The 22,036-nt window shown below is 67.9% G+C and carries 19 protein-coding genes and 1 pseudogene; 12 read left to right on the forward strand and 8 right to left on the reverse strand.

All coding sequences use genetic code 11. The features are described from left to right. Positions 1 to 431: 431 nt before the first annotated feature. Positions 432 to 1,118: a biliverdin-producing heme oxygenase gene (locus ACWCPQ_RS03985; protein WP_449894473.1), complete on the forward strand. Its 687-nt coding sequence runs from the start codon at positions 432 to 434 to the stop codon at positions 1,116 to 1,118. Between the two features lie 68 nt (positions 1,119 to 1,186). Beyond that, a complete protein-coding gene (locus ACWCPQ_RS03990) occupies positions 1,187 to 2,887 on the forward strand; it encodes an FAD-binding dehydrogenase (protein ID WP_449894475.1) in 1,701 nt (566 codons plus the stop codon). 44 nt (positions 2,888 to 2,931) lie between these two features. Here the strand turns inward: ACWCPQ_RS03990 and ACWCPQ_RS03995 are convergent, their stop codons facing one another. From ACWCPQ_RS03995 to ACWCPQ_RS04005, 3 genes are all read right to left on the reverse strand, one after another. Beyond that, positions 2,932 to 3,753 (reverse strand): IclR family transcriptional regulator, encoded by an 822-nt coding sequence (locus ACWCPQ_RS03995; protein WP_449894478.1) that lies wholly within the window; start codon positions 3,751 to 3,753, stop codon positions 2,932 to 2,934. 99 nt (positions 3,754 to 3,852) lie between these two features. Further along, on the reverse strand, positions 3,853 to 5,271 hold the full coding sequence (locus ACWCPQ_RS04000; protein WP_449894480.1) for a serine/threonine-protein kinase: 1,419 nt from the start codon (positions 5,269 to 5,271) through the stop codon (positions 3,853 to 3,855). After that, positions 5,268 to 5,732, reverse strand: coding sequence for a thioredoxin family protein (locus tag ACWCPQ_RS04005; RefSeq protein ID WP_449894482.1), 465 nt, complete (start codon positions 5,730 to 5,732; stop codon positions 5,268 to 5,270). The genes ACWCPQ_RS04000 and ACWCPQ_RS04005 overlap by 4 nt, the downstream gene beginning before the upstream one ends. 222 nt (positions 5,733 to 5,954) lie before the next feature. Here ACWCPQ_RS04005 and ACWCPQ_RS04010 point away from each other — a divergent pair, with 222 nt between their 5' ends. Then, entirely contained in the window at positions 5,955 to 6,623 is a 669-nt protein-coding gene (locus tag ACWCPQ_RS04010; protein WP_449894484.1) for a PaaI family thioesterase, read from the forward strand. A 99-nt stretch (positions 6,624 to 6,722) separates the two neighbouring features. Here the strand turns inward: ACWCPQ_RS04010 and ACWCPQ_RS04015 are convergent, their stop codons facing one another. The 3 genes from ACWCPQ_RS04015 to ACWCPQ_RS04025 are packed head-to-tail and all read right to left on the reverse strand — an operon-like array spanning position 6,723 to position 9,848. Beyond that, complete coding sequence (locus tag ACWCPQ_RS04015; protein ID WP_449894486.1) at positions 6,723 to 7,895, reverse strand: sulfotransferase family protein; 1,173 nt, start codon at positions 7,893 to 7,895, stop codon at positions 6,723 to 6,725. Between the two features lie 13 nt (positions 7,896 to 7,908). Further along, complete coding sequence (locus tag ACWCPQ_RS04020) at positions 7,909 to 8,685, reverse strand: SDR family oxidoreductase (RefSeq protein ID WP_449894488.1); 777 nt, start codon at positions 8,683 to 8,685, stop codon at positions 7,909 to 7,911. Further along, positions 8,685 to 9,848 carry a hypothetical protein gene (locus ACWCPQ_RS04025; protein ID WP_449894490.1) on the reverse strand — a complete coding sequence of 388 codons (1,164 nt, stop codon included), beginning with the start codon at positions 9,846 to 9,848 and terminating at the stop codon, positions 8,685 to 8,687. The genes ACWCPQ_RS04020 and ACWCPQ_RS04025 overlap by 1 nt, the downstream gene beginning before the upstream one ends. Positions 9,849 to 9,929: 81 nt before the next feature. On the opposite strand from ACWCPQ_RS04025, the gene ACWCPQ_RS04030 reads away from it, so the two are divergent. Genes ACWCPQ_RS04030 through cysC form a run of 3 tightly spaced genes read left to right on the forward strand, consistent with a single transcriptional unit; the run spans position 9,930 to position 13,643 of the window. Further along, the gene (locus ACWCPQ_RS04030) at positions 9,930 to 10,841 is read left to right on the forward strand and encodes a helix-turn-helix domain-containing protein (protein ID WP_449894492.1); all 912 of its coding nucleotides are present in this window, start codon (positions 9,930 to 9,932) and stop codon (positions 10,839 to 10,841) included. Positions 10,842 to 10,872: 31 nt separating this feature from the next. Beyond that, positions 10,873 to 11,805: a sulfate adenylyltransferase subunit CysD gene (cysD, locus tag ACWCPQ_RS04035; protein ID WP_449894494.1), complete on the forward strand. Its 933-nt coding sequence runs from the start codon at positions 10,873 to 10,875 to the stop codon at positions 11,803 to 11,805. Beyond that, positions 11,805 to 13,643 carry an adenylyl-sulfate kinase gene (cysC, locus tag ACWCPQ_RS04040; RefSeq protein ID WP_449894496.1) on the forward strand — a complete coding sequence of 613 codons (1,839 nt, stop codon included), beginning with the start codon at positions 11,805 to 11,807 and terminating at the stop codon, positions 13,641 to 13,643. Before cysD ends, cysC begins: the two co-directional genes overlap by 1 nt. Positions 13,644 to 14,008: 365 nt before the next feature. Here the strand turns inward: cysC and ACWCPQ_RS04045 are convergent, their stop codons facing one another. Then, the gene (locus ACWCPQ_RS04045; protein WP_449894498.1) at positions 14,009 to 14,713 is read right to left on the reverse strand and encodes a TetR family transcriptional regulator; all 705 of its coding nucleotides are present in this window, start codon (positions 14,711 to 14,713) and stop codon (positions 14,009 to 14,011) included. A gap of 77 nt (positions 14,714 to 14,790) precedes the next feature. Between ACWCPQ_RS04045 and ACWCPQ_RS04050 the strand changes: the two genes are divergently transcribed. The 4 genes and pseudogenes from ACWCPQ_RS04050 to ACWCPQ_RS04065 all read left to right on the forward strand — a co-directional run. Continuing rightward, positions 14,791 to 15,672, forward strand: coding sequence for an alpha/beta hydrolase (locus tag ACWCPQ_RS04050; protein WP_449894500.1), 882 nt, complete (start codon positions 14,791 to 14,793; stop codon positions 15,670 to 15,672). Positions 15,673 to 16,259: 587 nt separating this feature from the next. Next, positions 16,260 to 16,469: a hypothetical protein gene (locus ACWCPQ_RS04055; RefSeq protein WP_449894502.1), complete on the forward strand. Its 210-nt coding sequence runs from the start codon at positions 16,260 to 16,262 to the stop codon at positions 16,467 to 16,469. Positions 16,470 to 16,503: 34 nt separating this feature from the next. Further along, positions 16,504 to 18,300, forward strand: coding sequence for an acyl-CoA dehydrogenase (locus tag ACWCPQ_RS04060; protein ID WP_449894503.1), 1,797 nt, complete (start codon positions 16,504 to 16,506; stop codon positions 18,298 to 18,300). 33 nt (positions 18,301 to 18,333) lie between these two features. Next, positions 18,334 to 18,597: pseudogene (locus tag ACWCPQ_RS04065) on the forward strand (mycothiol transferase); the annotation flags it as partial. A gap of 22 nt (positions 18,598 to 18,619) precedes the next feature. On the opposite strand, the gene ACWCPQ_RS04070 reads toward ACWCPQ_RS04065, so the two are convergent. After that, on the reverse strand, positions 18,620 to 20,380 hold the full coding sequence (locus tag ACWCPQ_RS04070; protein WP_449894505.1) for a 2-isopropylmalate synthase: 1,761 nt from the start codon (positions 20,378 to 20,380) through the stop codon (positions 18,620 to 18,622). 177 nt (positions 20,381 to 20,557) lie between these two features. Between ACWCPQ_RS04070 and ACWCPQ_RS04075 the strand changes: the two genes are divergently transcribed. Both ACWCPQ_RS04075 and ACWCPQ_RS04080 read left to right on the forward strand, forming a co-directional pair. After that, positions 20,558 to 21,229, forward strand: coding sequence for a FadR/GntR family transcriptional regulator (locus tag ACWCPQ_RS04075; RefSeq protein ID WP_449894507.1), 672 nt, complete (start codon positions 20,558 to 20,560; stop codon positions 21,227 to 21,229). Next, positions 21,226 to 22,023, forward strand: coding sequence for an ABC transporter ATP-binding protein (locus ACWCPQ_RS04080; protein WP_449894509.1), 798 nt, complete (start codon positions 21,226 to 21,228; stop codon positions 22,021 to 22,023). The genes ACWCPQ_RS04075 and ACWCPQ_RS04080 overlap by 4 nt, the downstream gene beginning before the upstream one ends. Positions 22,024 to 22,036 lie beyond the last annotated feature (13 nt).

The following is a 22,036-nucleotide window of genomic DNA, read 5'->3' on the forward strand; positions in this document are numbered from 1 at the left end:
ATCTGGAACCGGCGCCGCTGGTTCCGCCCGTGGCACTGCCCGAGGCAACGCCGGCGGCATTGCCGGCCGACATGCTGGAACTGCCGGTGGTCTCGGCGAATCCGCTGCTGCTGCCGGCCGAGGGCCCGGGGGTCCCCGAGGACATCGCGCCCACCCTGGCGATGCCGATCATCGTTTCGGGGCACCCGGCGGGGCCCGGCCCGGGCGATCCCGTGAGTGTGGGTGCGGCGGAGTCGCGGCTCGCGCCGACCGAACCGCTACCGGCCGCGCTGCGCCCCGACGGCCACTGACGGAGAAACCCTGACCGGGCTCTCGAACCGGTATCGTCAGGTTGTCTACCGCCCGGTCGCGTGGTGTGCCCCCACACCGCGCGACCGGTGCAATCGGACCGGGTGAGGTGCCCGGACCGCATCCGCAGGAAGGTTCACTCGATGCCGGACACTTTCGAAACCACCGAGCCGGCCGTGTCCTCGTTCTCCACTCGTATCCGGGAGGCCACCGCCCGCGAGCACGAGGAGGCGGAGAACTCGACCTTCATCACCGAGATGCTGGACGGATCGCTCGGTATCGACTCCTACCGTCGCTACACCGGTCAGCTGTGGTTCATCTACCGGGCGTTGGAGGCGCATGCCGAAGCGCTCGCCGCCGACCCGGTGGCCGGCCCGTTCATCAAACCGGAGCTGGCGCGCACCGCGGAACTGGAACGGGACCTCGCGCATCTGGCCGGGTCGGGCTGGCGCGACGGGCTGATACCGCTACCGGCCACGGCCGCCTACGCTGCGCGGATCGAGGAATGCGCTCGGACCTGGCCGGGCGGCTATATCGCCCACCACTACACCCGCTATCTGGGTGACCTCTCGGGCGGTCAGGTGATCCGCGGCAGTGCCGAGAAACTGTGGGATCTGCCCCACCGCGGGGACGGAGTACGGTTCTACGTCTTCGAGGACATCGGCAATCCCGCGGCGTTCAAACGCGAGTACCGGGCGCTGCTCGACCGTATCGGCGTGGACGAACTCGAACAGCGCCGCATCCTCGACGAGGGCAAACGCGCCTTCGTACTCAACCGCGCCGTCTTCACCGAACTGGCCGCCGAGTTTCCGACTCGACGCCCTTCCTGATCGTCGGCCGGCCGATCTGGTCGTCTGATACATTCCGGCCCGTAGCCACCGTGAGCGAAGGGTGAACCGTGTCCGAAACCTCTGCTGCCGGCCCGGTATCGGCCGACGAGAACCCCATCATCGTCGTCGGGGCCGGGCTGGCCGGTCTGGTCGCCACCTATGAACTGGCCGCGGCCGGGCACCGGGTGCTCGTCCTCGATCAGGAGAACCGCAACAACCTGGGCGGGCAGGCGTTCTGGTCGCTGGGTGGGCTGTTCTTCGTGGACAGCCCCGAGCAACGGCGCCTCGGTATCAAGGACTCCTACGAGCTGGCGCTTCAGGACTGGCTGGGTTCGGCCGGATTCGACCGCGACGACGAGGACCACTGGGCCCGGCAGTGGGCCGAGGCCTATGTCCGGTTCGCCGCCACCGAGAAACGCGACTATCTCTACGGCCTCGGACTCCGGGTGACCCCGCTGGTCGGCTGGGCCGAACGCGGCGGCGCCCTCGCCGACGGTCATGGGAACTCGGTGCCGCGCTTCCATATTTCCTGGGGCACCGGCCCGGGTGTGCTCGAAGTGTTCCTGAACCCCGTGCTGGAGGCCGAGCGCAAGGGCCTGGTGCGGTTCGCGTTCCGCCATCGGGTCGACGAACTGATCGTCGAGGACGGCGCGGTGACCGGGGTGCGCGGCAGCGTGCTCGAACCGACCGAACTCGCCCGCGGGGTGGCCACCTCACGCACCGTGGTGGACGATTTCGAGTTCCGCGCGCCGGCGGTGCTGGTCACTTCCGGCGGTATCGGCCACAACCACGACCTCATCCGGGCGAACTGGCCCGTGGAACGGCTCGGCCCCGCACCGCGCACCATGATCTCCGGGGTACCCGCCCATGTGGACGGTCGAATGCTGGGTATCGCCGAGTCGGCAGGTGCCGCGCTGGTCAATCGCGATCGGATGTGGCACTACACCGAGGGTGTCAACAACTGGGATCCGATCTGGCCCGACCATGCCATCCGCATCATTCCGGGGCCGTCGTCCCTGTGGTTCGACGCGAACGGCCGCCGGCTCCCGGCGCCGTGCTTTCCCGGTTTCGATACCAACGCGACCATGAAGGCGATTTTGGCGACCGGTCACGACTATTCGTGGTTCGTGCTCACCCAGTCGATCATCGAGAAGGAGTTCGCGCTCTCGGGGTCCGAGCAGAACCCCGATATCACCAGCAAGGACCGGCTCACCACGGTGCGCAGCCGGTTCACCAAGGGTGCGCCGCAGCCGGTGGAGGCCTTCAAGGAGCACGGCGTCGATTTCGTGGTGGCCGATACGCTGCGCGAACTCGTCGACGGGATGAACGCGCTCGCCCGCGGCCCGCAACTGGACTGCGCCGCACTGGAGGAGCAGATCGTGGCCCGCGATCGCGAGATCACCAACAAGTTCACCAAGGACGCACAGGTTTCGGCGATCCACAACGCGCGCACCTTCTTCGGGGACCGGACCGCACGGGTCGCCAAACCGCATCGGATCCTGGATCCGGCCGCCGGACCGCTCATCGCCGTCCGGCTCAATATCCTCACTCGCAAAACCCTGGGTGGACTGCAGACCGATCTCGATTCGCGAGTGATCCGTCCCGACGGGACGCCGCTGCCCGGACTGTATGCGGCCGGTGAGGTGGCGGGTTTCGGTGGTGGCGGCGTTCACGGGTACAACGCCCTGGAGGGCACGTTCCTGGGCGGCTGCATCTTCTCCGGCCGTACCGCCGGTCGCGCGCTGGCCGCATCCCTCGGCGGCGCCTGAGATACTCGGGCCGGGCGCCCACCGTGGGTGCCCGGCCCGTTTCATCAGTCCTGGGAGAGCAGGCGACCGGCTTCCGCGGCCAGGGCCGCCAGTTGCCGGGCCTGCCGGCCGGTATCGATCGCCGGGCGGCCGGAGCCGATCCGAGTGGACAGCGACAGTGCCGCCACCGTGACCCCACGGCGACGTACCGGAACCGCCACACACCCGATACCGGCGACCGCTTCCTCGTTGTCGACGGCGATCCCCTGTCTGCTGCGGATCCGCGCCAACTCCCGGTGCAGTTCCAGCCGATCACCGATGGTGCGCGGTGTCAGCCGGGGAAGTTGTTCACGCAGCGAGGTTTCCACCACGCCGGGGTCCAGGCTCGCGAGCAGCGCCTTACCGAGCGCGGTGCTGTGCGCCGGGAGCCGGCCACCGATCCGGGTCGGCACCGCCGCGCTCTGCCGGCCGCCGGTCTTGTCCAGATAGACCACGTCACGGCCGTCCAGCACGCCCAGATGCCCGACCGACAGGGTCCGCTGGCACAGTTCGTGCAGCAGGGGGCCGATCACGGCGCGGAGTTCGTTGTGACCCGCGGCCAGCCCGCCCAGTTCCAGTGTGCGCAGACCCAGCCGATATCCGCCCGGATAGTGGGCCAGCCAGCGCAATCTGATCATCTGGTCCAGGATCCGGTGGACCGTGGAACGCGGCAACCCGGTGCGTTCCACCAGGTCCTGGAGCGTGAGTACCGGCGTCGCCGGCTCGAACGCGTCCAGGATCAATGTCATCCGCTCGATCATCGACACCGGTGGCGTAGGCCGGGCCGGGGATTGCGTAACCTGCCACGACCCGCCCGGCTCCGGGTCGGCCAGCACCTCGACCGTCAAGACTTACCTCCATCGTGCAGCTCGGCCAGCATATGCGCAGCGAACCGAACGGTATCGACCATGCCCCTTTCCATCCCTGTGCAAACCATCACAGGGTGCTCAGCTCGGCATGAAGGGTGCGTTGAAGACACTGCACAGCCACTTCCCGTCGACGAGTTCCATCACGGCGGACACCGAGAGCTCCCGGGTGGTCTCCGCCTGTCCCGGTACCTGATTCAGGGTGGTGAGCTGCACCTGCACATCGGCCCGGGTGTCACCTTCGCCCATGGTCGCCGCGCAGCTGGTGTCCCCGGCCCGGGAGCGCTCGGAATCCGAGGAGATCAGTACTCGCACCATCGGCAGCACAGTCGCGGCCTGGCTCTTCCACTGCCCGGTGGCACCGGCTTGCACTTTCTGTTCCCAGTCGGCCGGATCGTCGTAGTCGTAGCTGGCGACGAGTGCGGTGTATTCGCAGGCGGCCTGTTCGGCCGCCGCCTGCGCACCGGCCGGCGGCGAGACGGCCCCCGCGCCGTCGCCCCCGCGCAGGACGACAGTGAGCCAGGCGGCCGCGCCGAAGACCGCGACCACGACCACGGCAGCGAGGGCGGCCGGCAGCAGCCGCCGCGGCCGAACCGGAGAAGACGCCGCAACGGTCGGCACAGGGGCGGGAACGACGAGCGCGGCGGGCATCGTCACCGCGGGTTCGGTGAGCGCGCGACGCGCGGCCAGCGCCAATTCACCGCAGCTGCCGAACCGTTCGTGGGGGTTCTTCGCCATGGCCCGGGCGACGACCCCGTCGAATCCGGACGGTAACCGTGGATCCACGGCCGAGGGACGCGGCACCGGAGCGTTGAGGTGGGCGTTGATGAGCGCGCCGGTGGTCGTGGCCGGATAGGGCAATCGGGCGGTCAGCATGTAGTAGAGGGTGCAGCCCAGCGAGTACACATCGGCTCGGCGGTCGATATCGGGACGCATCTCGAACTGCTCCGGCGCCGCATAGTGGAAACTCGCGTACAGCTCTCCGGTACGGGTGAGCCCGTCGGTGCGGTCCAGCGCTTTGGCGATACCGAAATCGGAGAGATACACCTGTCGCTGCTCGCCCCAGGCGAGCAGGATATTGGCCGGTTTCACGTCACGGTGCAGGACACCCGCGGCGTGCGCGTGATCGAGCGCCCGGGCCGTCTCCTCGAGGATCCGTACCGCGTGATCGGGCCGCACCGGACCGTCCCGCAGCACGGCCGCCACATCGGTGCCCTCGATGTACTGGATCGCCATCCACAGCCGGCCCTGCTCCTCGCCGCGGGCGTACACGGCGACGATATTCGGATGCGACAGCCGCGCCGCGGTATCGGCCTCGCGCAGGAACCGGGCCCGGACATCACGGTCGTCGCCGACGATCGGCGTCAGCAACTTCAGCGCGACCGGTCGCGGCAGATCACGGTCGCGCGCGAGGTAGACCTCGCCCATACCGCCGGCGCCCAGAAGCCGGTCGATGTGATAGCCGGCGAAGATCTGTCCTGGTTCGAGTCCGTTCTTCACGCGCTGCGTAGTCCGGGCCGGCCGTAGGCCTGCGGCCCGGGTGCGGGCCGGGCGCGGCCGATCGTGGACTGCGGTTGCGGCACCACGGGCCCGGCGTCCGCGGGCTTCCGGAGACCGTTCTCGCGCCGGAACTCCTCGATATCCATCCAGCGGACCTGCGCAACGAGCTCCTCGAGTCGATTATCGGGCAGGAACCCGGACTTCGAGTACACCAGCGTCCCTTCCCGGAACGCCATGAGCCATGGGTACCGGTCCACCTGCCCGGCCGCCGCGAGCGCGGGTCCGGCTTCGGCTTCCACGGTGGCGTGCACGATATCGCGGTGCAGCCGTGCGGATTCCTCGAAAACCGGTGCGAACCGGGTGCACCGGACGCACCGGTTCGCCCAGAACTCGACCAGCACTATGTGATCGGTGGCCACCACCGTCTGGAAGTTCTGGTGCGTCAGTGGTGTCGTCGGCATGGTCGTCCTCCCGCGGCCCGACCCGGACCGCCCGCGTGCGTACTCACTCCCGTCCGGAAATCGTCGCACGAACGAGCTTCGGCCACCGGGCGAAAAGCGTACTCCCGGCCGCCGATATCCGGTAGCCTACGCGGCGCGTGCCGGGGCCGGCAGCCCGGTCGCGCACCTCGTGCGACGGCCCCGGTCACCGCACCAGCGCAGTCGAGACGATAACGTGTTCTCATGAGCGAAAACGAGGCCGGGAACATCCTCCCCGACGCCGAACATCACGAGGGCGGATTCCGGCCGATGTCGGAGTTGATGGACGCGGTCCGCACCGTCGACACCAGCCGCGGCGGTCCGCACTACGGCGACTTCGTGGAACAGGTGCGCACGCTCATGGACCGCGCCCGGCTGACCGTGCCACCGGACGAATTGGTGCAGGAGGCGGCCGGGATCCTGGAGAAGCTGAACGACCGGCTGGCCGCTTACGTCGGCGAGGAGTGGGACGCACCGGGCTGGACCCGATTCGATCTGCCCTCCCGCGGCAATGTGACGCTACCGCCGTATCGGGTGGACAAGGTGGACCGTGACGGCGTGGACGCCCGGATCACCTACCGGACCTTCCACCTCGGCGGGAACGCGGCCGCGCACGGCGGTTACATCTCGCTCGGTTTCGACGATCTGATGGGTCTGGCGGGGTCGGCGCACTCCGGCGCGGTGACCCGGACGGCTTCGCTCACCGTGGACTACCGGTCGATCACACCGTTGAACAAGGAATTGCAGCTGCGCGCCTGGGCCGAACGCCGGGACGGCCGCAAGGTGTGGATCAAGGCGACCCTGCACGACGGGGACCGGCTCTGCGCCGAGGCCAACGGCCTGTTCATCGTATTGAAACCCGGCCAGCCCTGATCGCGGCGACCGGACAACCTGCCTCGTGGCCCCGGGGCCGGCACCATCCTGCGCGGTGATGCCGGGCGCCTACACCCCACACCACCGCGCGGGCGGTGATCACTCCCGGTTGCCGCCGGGGTAGTGCTCCTCGAGGTAGGGCGCGAACGCGGCGTCCACCTCGTCCGGGTCCAGTCCGAAATCGGCCAGCGAATACTTGTGCGCCGGCCGCGCGGCGCCGGAGGTGGACTCACCGTGCAGCGTGGTCATCTGCTCCCGAGCCACGTCGGTGAATTCGATTCCGAACTGTGTGTAGATCTTTTCGACCGTGCCGATCGGATCGATGACGAAATCCTCGTAGTACACATCGCAGAACTGCGCAGCCGGATGCTTCTCGCGGTCGGCCAGGAAGGTCTTCGCGCCACGTGACCACAGTTCGAGCTGTGCGGCACCGACCACCGGCCCGCGGAACTTCTCCGACCAACCCGCCGTCGCCTGTTCGTTCAGGCTGCACACCGAGGCGACGATGGTGCGCGGCAGCCGGTGCATCTGGATCACCAGCGCATCCGGATACACCGCGAGCAGCGCGTCGAGGGCGAACAGATGGCTCGGGTTCTTCAGCACCCACCGGCGGCCGGGATCGTTGAGCCCGATCAGTTGCAGGTTCCGGCGATGCCGTTCGTAGGCCGGTGTCCAGTCCTGATCCCGCAGCCATTCGGAATATCCGGGCAGATGGCCCAGGCATTCGTAGGAGACCGACATCGCCGACTGTCGCAGCAGTTGCCAGCACTCCTCGACCTGGTCGGCGGAGATGTGGTGCACACCCATGAATTCTGGGTGCTCCACATGATGCTTCTCGTAACCGGCCTGCAGGCGCGCGAACACCGGGTTCTGCTCCCAGGTCTCCCGTGGCGGACGGGGCTGCGGCATCTCGGTCAGCCACATCTCCAGACCCTGGTGGCCGGGGTCGGCGGTGAGCAGGCGGTGCACTGCCGTCGTACCCGACCGCGGTAGCCCGGTGACGAAGATCGGGCGGTCGACCGCGATATCGGCGTGCTGCGGGTATTGCTTCCACCCGGCCTCGCTCAGAGCGCGGGCGATCAGGGCACCGCGCAGCAGGGCGCGAGTGACCTTGTTTCCGAACGGGGTGAGTTCCGCGTCGTGCTCGTAGGAATCGAGCAGCACCGACAGCCCGGTGCGATAGTCGTCGTCCCCGAAATCGTCGAGTCCGACCACCTTGGTGGCGGAGGCATGCAGATCGTCGATGGTGCCGACATCATCCCTGCCGATCATTTCTCGTTACTCCTCAGTGATGGAATTCGCCGCAGTTCACGTCGAGACAGGTTCCGGTGATCGCCCGCGACATCTCGGAGGCGAAGAAGACGACGGCGTCGGCGATCTCGTCGGGCTCGGGCAGCCGGCGCAGGTCGATATCGGCGGCCGTCTCGGTGTAGATATCGTCGGCACTCACCCCGCGCTCGTTCGCCAGGTGGTCGAAATACCATTTCAGGGTGTCGGCCCAGATCCAGCCCGGCGCCACGGAATTGACCCGGATACCGCGCGGGCCCAGTTCGGTGGCCAGGCTCTGCGCGAGCGCGAGCAGGGTGGTCTTGGCCATCTTGTACGGGCCGTACGGCTGCCGGGAGTGCCGCAGGACGGCCGAGTTGATCATCACCACCGACCCTTTGCTCTCGGCCAGGGCCGGAGCGAACAGGCGGGTCAACCGCAGGGCGGCGAATACATTCGTTTCCAGGTTGGACCGCAGATCGTCGAAGTCCACCTCGGCGAGGTCGACCATCGGCGGCATGGCGAAGGCATTGTTGACCAGCGCGTCGACCCGGCCGAACTCCGCGCGGGCGACTTCGACGAGATGTCGGGCGGCCGCCTCGTCGGTGATATCGGTCGGCACCACCAGCGCCCGGCGGCCCATCTCCTCGATCCGGGCCGCGACTGTGCGCAGCCGCTTCTCGGTCCGCGAGGCCAGCACCACGTCGGCGCCGGCCTTCGCGCTCTGCACCGCGATCGCCTGCCCGAGTCCGGGGCCGATGCCCGAGACCACGACGACCTTGTCCTGCAACAGCATCAGCCGAGCATCCTCTCCGCCACCGCGGCCTGGCGCCCGGCGATCCGGGTCTGCCAGTCCTGCGGTGTGATCCGCGATTCCTTGTAATAGGGCAGCCGATCCGGGAGTTCGTCGAAGGACACCAGTTCGACCGTCGGGCCGTCCTCGGGCGTCATCTCACGGGACAGCCGCTGCCAGCGGAACTGCAGGTAGGCGCGATCGTGCCCGGTGCGTTCGATCCAGTTGACCAGACCCGGATCCCGTTCGCTGACGACCAGCCGGATCATCCCGTCCGGATCGACGTTCGCCTGATCGGCGTTGAGGCTGGTCTGGTGGTTGATGTAGTCCAGCGACAGATACCACATGCTGCCGAGCTGGAAGCCCTGGTAGGGCGCATCGGATTTCGGCACGGTCAGGATCATCACCTGGTCGTCGGTGAGATCGTAGTGACCGACCGAGGAGAACTGCGTGGACAGCCCGCCGGGGGTGCGCCGCGGTTCGGTCATGGTGTTGACCGGCAGGTTCAGATAGAACCATTCGGGGAAGGCCAGGAAGGTCTTCAGCCGCGACACCAGCATCTTGCCCGCGACTTCGTAGCGTTTGGCCATCAGGCCGGAGGTGATCGCGGGCGGGGCCGAGCCCACCGTGTCCACCCGGTGGATGCGGACCGTGCCCGCTTTCTCACCGGCCCAGTCGCCGTAGACCTCGCGGACCGCGAGCATGGTGGAGTCGGCGGCGAGCTGGATGTGGTTGCGCCCGCCCGGGCCCGGGCCCAGGGTCAGTTCGTAACTGCCGTCGGCGGCGATATCGATGGACCGGTCGTCGAAGGCGGTTTCCCCGCCGGGGACCTCGGTCGGCGAATAATTGCCGTTGAGTACCTGAAAGCTCAGGTCACGGGTGGTGCCGCGGGTCCCGGTGACTACGTATTCGGCATCGGGCCGCAGGTTGGCGTGCCAGTACAGGGTGTCCGGATTGTCCAGGCCCATCTTGGTGTAGGGCCCGGTGGACTGGACGAAGAACGGAAAGTCCCGCTCGAAGGCCCACGACATCTGGACAGCGGCGCGGATGCTGCCCGCGAGGTAGTCGTAGCCCTCGGCGAGATCCTGTTCGGTGCGGATATGCGGGGCGCTTTTGATGATTTCCTCGGCGGCGGCGATCGAGTCCGCGAACGGCTGGGTCAGCACGATACTCCCGGTGTTCCATATATGTACCGCCCTGGTACATTGCGATACCGAGAAGATTAGAACCTGTTCTAGGAGCGGTCAATGTCAGCAGGAATATCGGAGGTTCGCGAGGTCGGCCGGCGCTCCGCTCCCACCCAGCGCGTGGTCCAGGTGCTCGATTACATCGTCGCCCGCCGCGGCAGCCGCACCGGACTCTCCGAAATGGCCCGCGACCTGGGCATCGCCAAACCCACCTGCCTGGGCATCCTCACCGAGCTCACGGCGGCGGGGTATCTGACCCGGGATCCGCGCACCCGCGAGTACGGACCCGGCCCGGCACTGATCGCCGCGGGCCGGGTGGCCCAGGAGAGTTTCTCCATCGCGGCACTCGCCCACCCCGAACTGGAACGGCTGAGCGCGGCGTACGGCACCACCTGCACGGCCTCGGCCGTCGTCGGCGAGCGGATCAGCGTGCTGGACAGCGCGGGCCCGGCGATGGTGCAGGTCGGGGCGACCTACCGGTTCGCGCCGCCGGTCGGGCTGATGTACGTGCTCTGGGATACCGAGGCCGCCTTCGACGCCTGGCTGGGTACCGCGCCGACGGTCCCGCTGCACCAGGACGAGACCTTGCTGCGCCGGATCGTGGCCGAATGCCGGGAGCGCGGCTACCTGGTGGAGAGCATGACCGGCGCGGGCCGGCGGCTGTACTCGCTGCTGGCCGGGGTATCCGGGGCCGACCTACCCGACCAGTTGCGCACCGCCGTCGCCGAACTGGTGACAACTCTGGGTGAACGGGTCTATCTGGGCTCCGACCTGCGGCCCCGCAAAGAGCATCCGGTGAGCCTGCTGGCCGCTCCGACCTACGACGCGGACGGCCGCCAGCAACTCGTGCTCACCATGTACGTCGGGAAACCGATCACCGGGGCTGAGATCGGCCGCCGGGGCACCGCCCTGGTGGCCGCCGCCGACGCGGTGACCGCCGCGGCGGGCGGTTGTCCACCGGGAAACCGTTGACCGAACATGAAACGTGTTCTAGTTTTTAGGCGTGAGCCAGCACACGAAGTCGGCGGCGAGTACCTACGAACTCTCGCATCAGGCCGCGCTCGAGGCCGAATCCGTCCACATCCTCCGGGAGGTGGCCGCAACTTTCGAACGTCCGGTCCTGCTCTTCTCCGGCGGTAAGGACTCCGTGGTGATGCTGCATCTGGCCACCAAGGCGTTCTGGCCGGCCCCGGTCCCGTTCCCGATCCTGCACATCGATACCGGCCACAATTTCGACGAGGTGATCGAGTATCGCGACGCGGCCGTCGCGAAGTGCGGCCTACGCCTGCTCGTCGGCCGGGTACAGGACGATATCGACGCCGGCCGCGTCACCGAGGACACCGGACCCCGGGCCAGCCGCAACCGGTTGCAGACCGCGACCCTGCTGCGCTCGCTGCGCGAGGGCCGGTTCGACGCGGTCTTCGGCGGCGCCCGGCGCGACGAGGAGAAGGCGCGCGCCAAGGAGCGCGTCTTCAGCTTCCGCGACGAATACGGCCAGTGGGACCCCCGCCGGCAACGCCCGGAACTGTGGAACCTCTACAACGGCAAACACCGGCCCGGAGAACATATCCGGGTCTTCCCGCTGTCGAACTGGACCGAACTCGATATCTGGACCTATATCGCGAGCGAAGGCATCGAACTGCCGTCGCTGTACTACGCGCACCACCGCCCGGTGGTGCACCGCGACGGCATGCTGCTGGCGCACACCAGGTTCCTGACCCTGCTCGACGGCGAAGAACCGCACGAGGCCCTGGTGCGGTTCCGCACCGTGGGCGATGCCACCTGCACCGGCTGCGTGGAATCCACCGCCGCCACCCCGGCCGAGGTCGTCGACGAAGTGGCGGCCGCACGGGTCACCGAACGCGGGGCGACCCGCGCCGACGACCGGATCTCCGAGGCCGGGATGGAAGACCGTAAACGAGAGGGCTACTTCTGATGAGCACCCTGCTGCGCCTTGCGACCGCGGGCAGCGTCGACGACGGTAAATCCACGCTGATCGGTCGGCTCCTCTTCGATTCCAAGACCCTGTTCACCGATCAACTCGACGCGGTGGAGCGCACCAGTCGCGAGCGTGGCCAGGACTATCCCGATCTCGCCCTGCTCACCGACGGTCTGCGCGCGGAACGCGAACAGGGCATCACGATCGATGTCGCACACCGTTACTTCGCCACGCCCCGGCGCAAATTCATCATCGCCGATACTCCGGGGCATGTGCAGTACACCCGGAACATGGTGACCGGTGCCTCCACCGCGGATCTGGCGCTCATCCTGGTCGACGCCCGGCACGGGGTGGTCGAACAGACCCGGCGGCACGCGTTCCTGGCATCACTGCTGGGTGTGCCGCACCTGGTGCTGTGCGTCAACAAGATGGATCTGGTGGACTACTCCGCCCGGCGCTTCGCCGAGATCCGGGAGGAATTCGCCGGTTTCGCGTCGCGGCTGCAGATCGCGGACCTGACCTTCATCCCGATGTCGGCGCTGCACGGCGACAATATCGTGCACCGCAGCGCCACCATGGACTGGTACGAGGGCACCCCGCTGCTGCACCACCTCGAAGAGGTGCATATCGCCTCGGACCGCAATCTCATCGACGCCCGGCTTCCGGTGCAGTACGTGATCCGCAGTCACACCCCGGATTTCCGCGGCTACGCCGGTACGGTCGCCAGCGGCGTCTGGTCTCCCGGCGACGAGATCACCGTGCTGCCCTCGGGTCTCACCAGCACGGTGACCGGTATCTGGGGACCGGGCGGGGTGCCGCTCGACCAGGCGTTCCCGCCGCAGGCGGTCACCGTCGCACTCGCCGACCAGCTCGATATCGGCCGCGGCGATATGCTCTGCCGGCCCGCCAACCGCCCCCAGGTCAGCCGTGACCTGGACACCATGGTGTGCTGGTTCAGCGACGAGGCGCAGCTGCGCCCGGGCGGGTCCTACACGGTCCGCCACACCACTCGCAGCGTTCCCGCGCAGATCCGTTCCCTGGACTACCGGCTCGATGTGAACACCCTGCACCGGGACGAGAACGCGACCGCGCTGTCGCTCAACGAGATCGGCCGGGTACAGCTGCGGACCCGGCAGCCGCTGCAGTTCGACCCCTATCGCCGCAATCGCACCACCGGCAGCTTCCTGCTGGTGGACGATGTCACCGGCGATACCGTGGGCGCCGGGATGATCACCGGGCCCAGCCTGCCATCGTCGCGGGTGGTCTGGCATGCCAGCGCCGTCGAACGGTCCGAGCGCGCGACCCGTGGACTGACTGTCTGGCTCACCGGACTGTCGGGGTCCGGGAAATCGTCGGTGGCGGTGGAGCTCGAGCGACGCCTGGTCGCCGCCGGCCGCCCGGCTTTCCTCCTCGACGGTGACAATCTGCGTCACGGGCTCAATTCCGATCTGGGATTCAGTGCGGCCGATCGCACCGAGAACATCCGCCGGGTGGGCGAGGTCGCCCGGCTGTTCGCCGAGGCCGGTACCGTCGCCATCGTCTCGCTGATCAGTCCCTACCGGGCCGATCGCGAGCGGGCGCGCACCGCCCACGCCACCGCCGGGATCCCTTTCGTCGAGGTCTTCGTGGACACCCCCCTCGCGGTGTGCGAGGCCCGGGATCCCAAGGGCCTGTACGCGAAGGCCCGGGCCGGGGAGGTCCGGGGTTTCACCGGCATCGACGACCCATATGAGGCGCCGACGGCCCCGGCGCTGGCACTGCGCCCGGAGGACGGCGATCCGGCTGCGATGGCCGCCACGATCCTGGCACTGCTGGCCCGGGAGGAAAGCGCCTGACACGGGCTTCGCGGGTGGGGCGAGCGCCGAGTTCCGCTACACCCGGACCGGAACGGGGCCGCCCGTCGTACTGATCGCGGGCGGCGACCTGTGGGGATACTCCTGGCGCGCCGAGCCCCGGTCGGTCAGCCGGTTCCCTCATCCTGTGGGGGCGCCGAGGACACCTGGCTGCCCGCCGCCCGGTCCCACGAACTGGCGACACGGATCCCGAATGCCGACACGACGACATTGCCGGCTGCGGGCACACCGTCCACGAGGACTGCCCGGACCGAACCAATCCACTGATCACTGCGTTTCTCCGCTGACGCGGCCGGGCACACGGGCACCGCAGGCGCGATTTCTCGTAATCTCATAATCAAATCTCGTTACTTCTTGGTTTTGAGATAGCGGTACAGAGTCGCTCGGGACACGTCGAACCGCGTGGCGATCTCATCGGCATCGTTGCCCGCGGCGTACAGCGACCGCACCTGTTCGACCTGTGCGGCGGTGAGCTTCGCCGGACGCCCTCCACCGCGCCCGGCGGGCCCACGCGGGCGGGACACGGTCGGCGCCCCCAGCAGCGCTCGGGCTCCTTCCAAGATCAACCGGCGAAGTCGGCCAACCGGTTCATCGCGGAACAGCACCACCGGGTCGGCGAGACCTGCCACCACCTGGGAGGCCCGCACTCGCTGTTCGATTCCGGCTCCGGGGCCCGCCACGAGCTCGTTCGCGAGCGCGATCGCAGCCCGGAACCGGTCACCGACCGGCGCCTGTACCAGCAGGGTCATATCCCGGACGAGCATGGTGAGGGTGTGCCTGTGGCGCAGGTGAACATCCACATACCCCTCGATGGCCCGCCAGCGCACCGCCTCGGGCTCCGGCGCCGCCTCGGCTGCGGCCAGTGCCGCGTCGAGTTCGTCCAGCAGCGGCGCCGTGAGCTGGTGCAGAATCGCGTCCTTGGAGTCGAAGTAGTAGTAGAGGCCCGCCTTGGTGATACCGACCTCGTCGGCGATCGCCTGCATGGAAGTCGCCCGGTAGCCGCGGGCGGCGAACAGGATCCGTGCCGCGTCCAGGATTCGCTCGAAAGTCATTTCACCACTTACCCATGGTCAGTATTTTCGCTACAGTGCTTACCGCCAGTCAGTCTATTGCCGTAGGGATGGTTCATATGCGCACCAGGGTTTCGTTCGATGCCGACGGTATCCGGTGCGCCGGAAATCTCTATCTGCCCGGCGGGACCGAGTCTCTGGCGTGCGTCGTCCTGTGTCACGGATTCAGCGGAACTATGGATCGACTGTTCGAATACGCGGAACGGTTCGCCGCGGCGGGCTTCGCCGCCCTGGTATTCGACTACCGAACCTTCGGCGAAAGCGCCGGGGAGCCACGGCAGGTACCCGATCTGGCCGGTCAACTCGGAGATATACGCGCCGCTATCGCGTTCGCCCGCGCCCATGAGCGAATCGACGCAGACCGTATTCTACTGTGGGGCAATTCGCTGGGCGGAGCCCATATGATCGTCGCCGCAGCAGGTGACCGGCGGATCAGGGCGGTGGTCGCGCAGATCCCGTTCAACGGATTCCCGAAACGAGTCGAAGGGCGGCGCACCCGCGACACCGCGAGGCTGCTGGGCGCTGTCCTGTTCGATCGGCTGCGCGGCCTGGCCGGTGCGACGCCCTATTACATACCGATGGTCGGGCAACCCGGGGAACTCGCGGTGGCCGCGACTGCCGAGGCAGACCACCACATCCGGACACTCACCGGAGGCCGGGAAAGTCTGTGGCGCAATATCGTTGCACCGCGTGCGCTGCTGGCGATGATGCGCTATCGGCCGGCTGATTCGGCCGCGCGACTGCACTGCCCGCTACTGGTCTGCGCCGCCGCCGATGACCGCGAGACACCCGTTTCCGCGAGCCGCCAACTTGCCGACGTTGCCCGAGAGGGCGCGTTGCGGGTCTACCCCGGTACGCATTTCGGCTTCTATACCGACCCGGGACTCCGGGAGATCGTCGTCGCCGATCAGATCGACTTCTACCGGCGAGTGTCGGCCTGACGCTGTCCGGACTCGGCCCGGTCGACAGCCCCGGCCGGTACTCGGACGACGGGTCGTGGCCGCGAGAATTGCCGACCCGGTCGCCGCCGACCCATCGCCTACCGACGTCTCGTCGAACCGGTGCGGCCAGAACAGTTCGGCCACCGTGTCCAGTGAGCGCGACTCGCCGCACTGTCGTGGCCGTCCCATGCGCTGACCGTCCCGATCTGCTGCGATATGCCCCACACAGCTTGTTCTGGAGCCGTGACTCCACGCATGCTCCGCGGCATGGTTTCCGACGCGATCGACTCACTCCGAGGGCGTATCGGCGTCCCGAACTTCGACGGGGTGACGGCCCTCGACTTCGTCTCGCCGTCGGGTCGGCGCGGCTGTCGTTTTCCCCCGGAGTACGGTCGCTCTCCCGATGGGCGCTACCCCGTCGCCGACGAACAGTCCTACCGGATCGCCCCGTGGGTGAGCACACGCGGTGCGGAGAAAGGTATGGACCCGGCGCGGATGCGATCGCAGGCGATTCGGTCGGCGGTGACATGGCGATCGCGGTGACCTCGACGGCGAAAGAACGCGGCGATATCTCCTTCGTACAGTAGGTGCTGTTCCATCCCGTCACCGATGCCGCCTTCGATACCGGTTCGTACCGGCGGTTCGCCCAGGGTGACTTCCTCACCTGGGACGATATGAAATGGTTCTGGGACCAGCGCGGACGACCGGGCACAGATCACGGCTTCCCCCTGCGCGCCACCCGCGAACAAGCGGTGAGAAGCCGTGGATCCGAGACCTCCACCACCACCGGTATTTGATACTCTGACGATAACTTGTACCGAAAGGGTGGTTATGCGGTCTACTCTGCTGTCCCGGCGCGACCTCGAATTCCTGCTCTACGAATGGCTGGACGTCGAAGAACTGACCCGGCGACCGCGCTTCGCCGACCATTCACGCGAAACCTTCGACGCGATACTCGAACTGAGCGAACAGCTGGCCACCAAGTACTTCGCCACCCACAACAAGCTCAACGACGCCCACGAACCCACTTTCGACGGCGAAACGGTCACCATCATCCCGGAGGTCCGCGCGGCCCTGGCCGCGTTCGCCGAGGCCGGCATGGTCGGCGCGACCATGGACGCCGATCTCGGCGGCGCGCAACTCCCGGCCGCGGTCGCCCAGGCGGCCTTCGCCTGGTTCCATGCCGCCAATCCCGGGACCAGCGCCTACCCGCTACTCACCATCGGCAACGCCAATCTGCTCATCGCGCACGCCGATGCCGAGGTGGTACAGCGTTTCGTCCCGCCCATGCTCGAGGGTCGCTATTTCGGCACCATGTGCCTGTCCGAACCCCAGGCCGGTTCCTCACTCGCCGATATCGTCACCCGGGCCGAACCCCGCGACGACGGCACCTACCGGGTCTTCGGTACCAAGATGTGGATCTCCGGTGGCGATCACGAACTCGGCGAGAACATCGTGCACCTGGTGCTCGCCAAGATCCCCGGCGGCCCGGCGGGCACCCGGGGGATCTCGCTGTTCGTGGTGCCGCGCTATCTGGTGGGCGCGGACGGTGTCCGCGGCGAACGCAACGATGTGGCACTGGCCGGACTCAACCACAAGATGGGCTTCCGCGGCACGGTGAACACGGTGCTCAATTTCGGCGAGGGCCGCTGGACACCGGACGGCTCGCCCGGGGCGATCGGCTACCTGGTCGGCGAACCGCATCAGGGCCTGAAATACATGTTCCACATGATGAACGAGGCCCGCAGCGGCGTCGGGCTGGTCGCCGCCGCGCTCGGCTACACCGGATTCCTCGAATCACTCGACTACGCGCGCGACCGTCCGCAGGGGCGCACCAAAGGCGCCGCCGACCCGGCCGCACCGCAGCGCCCGATCATCGAGCACGCCGATGTCAAGCGAATGCTGCTCGCGCAGAAGAGCTACGCCGAAGGCGGCCTGGCCCTGGTCCTGTACTGCGCTCGCCTCATCGACGAACAGCGCACCGCCGAATCCGACGACGAGCGGCGCGCGCTGACCCTGCTGCTCGATATCCTCACCCCGATCGCCAAGAGCTGGCCCTCCCAGTGGTGCCTGACCGCCAACGATCTCGCCATCCAGGTGCTCGGCGGCTACGGCTACACCCGCGAGTACAACGTCGAGCAGCACTACCGCGACAACCGGCTCAACCCGATCCACGAGGGCACCCACGGAATCCAGGGGCTGGATCTGCTGGGCCGCAAGGTGACCCAGCAGTCCGGCGCGAGTCTGCGTGAACTCGATACCCGCATCCGGGCGACAATGGCGGCCGCACAGGAACTCGGCGGTGCGGCCGCGGAACTGGCCGACCGGCTGGACCGGTCCTGGACTCGGCTGGTCGCGGTCACCGGCGGCCTGTTCGCGGCCGGCGATATCGAGGTGGCACTGGCCAACAGCTCGGTCTATCTGGAGGCTTTCGGCCACCATGTGGTGGCCTGGATCTGGCTGGCACAGGTGGTCGCCGCCGACGGCCGCGACGGCGATTTCTACGACGGCAAGCGGCACGCCGCCCGCTACTTCTTCCGCCACGAACTCCCCCGGACCGGCCCGCAACTCGATCTGCTCGCCGATCTCGATACCACCACCCTGGATATGCGAGAGAACTGGTTCTGAGCCTACGGTCTCGGCAGCTCCGGCCCGGAGAACAACTGCTCGACCACCGATCCCGACGGCGATTTCGACAATGTCGATTCTGCCGATCCCGCTGCGGATCTCGCCGAGTACCGACGGGAGATCCGGCTCGCCGACGCAGCGGTGGCCGAGCCGGCGCTCGACCACCGCTGCCGGCCTCCCAACGGAACCGAATACAGCCTGCGCTGGGTATATCTGCATCTCGTCGAAGAGTACGCCCGACACAACGGCCATGCCGATCTGTTGCGCGAACGGATCGACGGACGTACCGGCGACTGAGCCGGGTGGGGCGAACTGCCGATCAAGCCCGGGAAGTTCCCGCTGCGCGCACCGCTGCCGCCATCTCTGCCGATTCCACCGAATCGGCACGCGCACAAGACCATCCGGTCCGTCCATCGCGCCGGTACTCGAGGTAGGCGATCGCGTGGCCGGCCACCGGATGGCCGGTCACGCCCAGGACCTCGAGTTCGCGACCGGCCGCCGCCAGCGCGGAGACCACCGCGGCCACCGGGTCGGCGCCCGTGTGCTCGCTCCGGTATTCCCGGCCGTCCACCACCAGCCCGACAGCGAGGGCCGGAGTATTCTCGGAGCCGGTCACCCGCACATCCTTCAGCACGACATCCGGCGGTTCGACCACATCGACATAGGCCGCGTCGAACAGCGTGCGCAATTCGGTGGCGCTCACCTCGCCGCCGGTACCGTCGGCGTGACTCTGTACCCGTCCGGCGAAATCGATCTGGAGTCGGCGCGGCAGGTCCAGGCCGTGTTCGGTGGCCAGCAGATAGGCGATGCCGCCCTTACCGGACTGTGAGTTGACCCGGACCACCGCATCGTAGCTGCGGCCGATATCGGCGGGATCGATGGGCAGATACGGTACCCGCCATTCGATCTCGTCCTCGGCCCGGGCGGTCGCGGCGGCCCGGGCGCGGTGTTCGGCGAACCCCTTCTTGATCGCGTCCTGATGAGTACCGGAGAACGCGGTGTGCACCAGATCGCCCACGTAGGGGTGACGGGGATGGACCGGCAGCCGGGTGCAGTACTCGACCGTGCGGCGGATCTCGTCGATATCGGAGAAATCGATCATCGGATCCACACCCTGGGCGTGCAGATTCAGGGCGAGGGTCGCGATATCGACGTTTCCGGTGCGTTCGCCGTTACCGAAGACACAGCCCTCCACCCGCTGTGCCCCGGCCAGCACCGCCAGTTCGGCACACGCGACACCGGTCCCGCGATCGTTGTGTGGATGCACCGACAGGATCACGCTGTCGCGGCGGGCGAGATTGCGGTGCATGTACTCGATCTGGTCGGCGTACACATTGGGGGTCGCTATCTCCACCGTGGCCGGCAGGTTCAGGGTCACCGGCCGTTGCGGTGTGGCCTGCCACAGCTCGGTGACACTGTCGCAGATATCGAGCACGTACCCGGGCTCGGTCTGGTTGAACACCTCCGGGGAGAACTGGAATCGCGCCCGGGGCAGGTCGGCGGTGAATTCGAGGACATCGCGGGCACCGGCGAGGATCAGTTCCCGAACGGCCGCGGCGTCCTTGCCCAGGACAGTGTCGCGCCACATGGGAGCGGTCGCGGTGTAGAGGTGGATCACCACCTCGTTGTCCATCCCGCGTACCGAATCGACCGTGCGGGCGATCAGATCGCGGCGGGCGGGCGTGAACACGACCGGAGTCACATCCGGTGGGACCGAACCGGTATCGGCCAGCTTCCGGACGAAATCGAAATCGGCCTTGGACGCCGACGGGTAGCCGACCTCGATCTCCTTGTAACCCATGGCCACGAGCATGGTGAAGAACCGCATCTTGCGGTCGGGGTCCATGGGTTCGGCGAGGGCCTGGTTACCGTCGCGCAGGTCCACCGGGACCCACAGCGGCGCCCGGTCGATCCGGGCCTGCGGCCAGTGACGTTCGGTGACGGGCACCTCCACCCGGTCGTGGATGGCGCGATACCGGTGTGAGGGCAGCTGCGAATACCGCTGCCGGTACCAGCGCGGCGCATCACCGGGAACCGGCCCGGCGGGGGTATCGATGGTGGGATGGGTCTGCGTGGTCATGGGGGTTTCCCGGACTTCCTGTGCGTGCGGCCGTCTCCGCGACGGTGATCGGCCGACGACAACCCCACGGCGGGGCGGCCGATCGTTCAGGCCCCGCCGTGGCGGTCGAGGAGAAGCTCCGGGTGCGACATATGGCAGACTGTACACGACTCCTCAGACAAGTAGTGAGGTTCGGAATTGGTTTCCCAGGTGAGAAGGTCTCCGCTGGCCGAGCAGACGGCCGAGCTGTTGCTGGCACGGATCCGCGGCGGCGAGTGGCCGCTCGGCCACCGGCTCCCCGGCGAGACCACGCTCGCGGCCCAGCTCGGTGTGGGACGTTCGACTCTGCGGGAGGCGATTCGCGAACTCGCGGGCCGCGGGGTGCTGAGCAGCCGGCAGGGCGCCGGGGTGTTCGTCATCGCCCTGGACATCACCGAGGACTGGGATATCGTCGTCCGGCGCGCGAGTATCGCCACGGTGATCGAGGCCCGGATGGCCATCGAGACCGAGGCCGCCGCCCTGGCGGCCCACCGCCGGACGCCCGCCGATCTGCGCACCATCCGCCGCACCCTGGCGGGCCGCGCGGTACCGGGACTTTCGGTGCCCGAGCACGTCGACGCCGATATGGCCTTCCACCGGGCGGTGATCGTGGCCGCGCACAACGACATCCTCATCCAGCTCTTCGATACATTCCTGCCCCGGCTGCGGCTGGCCATGATCGATATGTTGCATATCCGCCCGCTACCCTCCGCCCCCGCCGACCACGCGGCACACGAGCGGCTCGCCGCCGCCATTGCCGCGCGTGATCCCGACGCCGCGGCCGCACTCAGCCGCGACCATCTGCACACCATCAAGGAGTCCTTCTCGTGAACGCCCCCGTTCTGGAACTGACCGACGTCACCTTCCGTCGCGACGGCAACCAGATCATCGACGGCATCTCGCTGACGGTCCGGGCCGGTGAACACTGGGCCCTGCTCGGCCCGAACGGCGCCGGCAAGAGCACCCTGCTGGGTTTCTGCGGCGCCGTCACGCATCCGACCACCGGTACCGTCCGGGTACTGGGCGAACAGTTGGGCCGCGTCGAGTTACAGAAGCTGCGGCGGTCGATCGGGCATGTCGACCCCCGTCATCCCCTGCGTTCGCCGCTGCGCGTACACGAGGTCGTGCTGACGGGGCTCACCGGCACGGTGGACACTCCGATGCGCTGGACCCCGGCCCCGGATCAGATCGATGCCGCGACGGCCGCGCTCGACGCGGTGGGTATGGCCACGAAGGCGGACCGGAGCTGGTTCTCGCTCTCCCAGGGCGAACGCGGGCGGACCCTGATCGCCCGCGCACTGATCACCGCCCCCCGCCTGCTGTTGCTCGACGAACCGACCACCGGCCTGGATGTGGCCGCTCGCGAACAGTTGCTGCAGACGATCGATTCGCTGGACCGGACCCATCCCGAGCTCGCCTCGGTCTTGGTGACCCATCACCTGGAGGAGCTGCCCACCACGACCGGCCACGCGTTACTGATCGCGAACGGCCGTACGGTCGCCGTGGGCCCCGCCGCCGAAACCATCACCACCGCATACATTTCCGCGGCGTTCGATCATCCGGTACACGTCACCCGGGAGGCCGGTCGCTGGTCGGCCCGGTCCCCGCTGGCCCAACCGGCCTGATCCACACTAGAAT

The sequence above is a fragment of the Nocardia sp. NPDC001965 genome, from assembly GCF_053594175.1.

Coding starts and splice junctions, on each gene's coding strand:
- ACWCPQ_RS03985 (WP_449894473.1), top strand. CDS start 432: ATGCCGGACACTTTCGAAACCACCGAGCCGGCCGTGTCCTCGTTCTCC.
- ACWCPQ_RS04005 (WP_449894482.1), bottom strand. CDS start 5,732: ATGCCGACGACACCACTGACGCACCAGAACTTCCAGACGGTGGTGGCC.
- ACWCPQ_RS04010 (WP_449894484.1), top strand. CDS start 5,955: ATGAGCGAAAACGAGGCCGGGAACATCCTCCCCGACGCCGAACATCAC.
- ACWCPQ_RS04015 (WP_449894486.1), bottom strand. CDS start 7,895: ATGATCGGCAGGGATGATGTCGGCACCATCGACGATCTGCATGCCTCC.
- ACWCPQ_RS04020 (WP_449894488.1), bottom strand. CDS start 8,685: ATGCTGTTGCAGGACAAGGTCGTCGTGGTCTCGGGCATCGGCCCCGGA.
- ACWCPQ_RS04030 (WP_449894492.1), top strand. CDS start 9,930: ATGTCAGCAGGAATATCGGAGGTTCGCGAGGTCGGCCGGCGCTCCGCT.
- cysC (WP_449894496.1), top strand. CDS start 11,805: ATGAGCACCCTGCTGCGCCTTGCGACCGCGGGCAGCGTCGACGACGGT.
- ACWCPQ_RS04045 (WP_449894498.1), bottom strand. CDS start 14,713: ATGACTTTCGAGCGAATCCTGGACGCGGCACGGATCCTGTTCGCCGCC.
- ACWCPQ_RS04050 (WP_449894500.1), top strand. CDS start 14,791: ATGCGCACCAGGGTTTCGTTCGATGCCGACGGTATCCGGTGCGCCGGA.
- ACWCPQ_RS04060 (WP_449894503.1), top strand. CDS start 16,504: ATGCGGTCTACTCTGCTGTCCCGGCGCGACCTCGAATTCCTGCTCTAC.
- ACWCPQ_RS04070 (WP_449894505.1), bottom strand. CDS start 20,380: ATGACCACGCAGACCCATCCCACCATCGATACCCCCGCCGGGCCGGTT.